The following is a 620-nucleotide window of genomic DNA, read 5'->3' as shown; positions in this document are numbered from 1 at the left end:
CCCGCGGACATCCCGCCGCCCGCGTACGTGCGCGAGCCCCTGCGGCTGAACATGCCGGGCACACCGGCCCGCGCCACGCCCGCGAACCAGAGCGCGACCACGCCCGCGAGCGGCGCGCCCCCGACGCTCTATCCCCCCGGCGAGAAGCCGCTACCGCCTCCGCAGTCCGTGCCCGTGCTGACGCCCGTGGGGCCGGCCACGCCCGCCGCGGGAGCACCGCCAGCGAACCGCACCGCGCCCGGCGTCCAGGGCCAGCCTTCCGCCCCGCCCCAGGGAACGCCCGCCGCGCGCCCGCCGCCCGGCCGGGGAATCGCCACGGACGGTGTCGCGGGAGCGCCCGGTGCGCAGGGCCCGTCCGCCACGGCGCCACAGGCCCCGGGTCAGAACGCCCGACCGGGCACCTCCGCGCCGACGCCGGCCGCACAGGGCACCGCCACCGCGCAGCAGGCTTCGGGTCAGAACGCCCGACCGGGCACCTCCGCGCCGGCAGCCCCGGTCCCGCCGCCCGCCACGGCGTCGCAGCCTTCCGCGCCGAACGCCCGGACGGCTCCCACCGCGCAGCCCGCTCAAGCTCCGGGAAGCCGCGCTCCGACGCCGCCCCCCGTGTGGCCTCCTTCGCC

1 pseudogene is annotated in these 620 nt (G+C 80.8%); it reads left to right on the top strand.

Going from position 1 to position 620, the window contains the following annotated elements:
* A pseudogene (locus tag D7X74_RS43515) lies at positions 1-620 on the top strand (FrgA protein); the annotation flags it as partial.

Source organism: Corallococcus sp. CA047B (assembly GCF_003612065.1).
Classification (GTDB): Bacteria; Myxococcota; Myxococcia; order Myxococcales; family Myxococcaceae; genus Corallococcus; species Corallococcus praedator.
The sequence above is the reverse complement of the archived record's forward strand: the minus strand, read 5'-3'. Positions and strand labels throughout refer to the sequence as shown.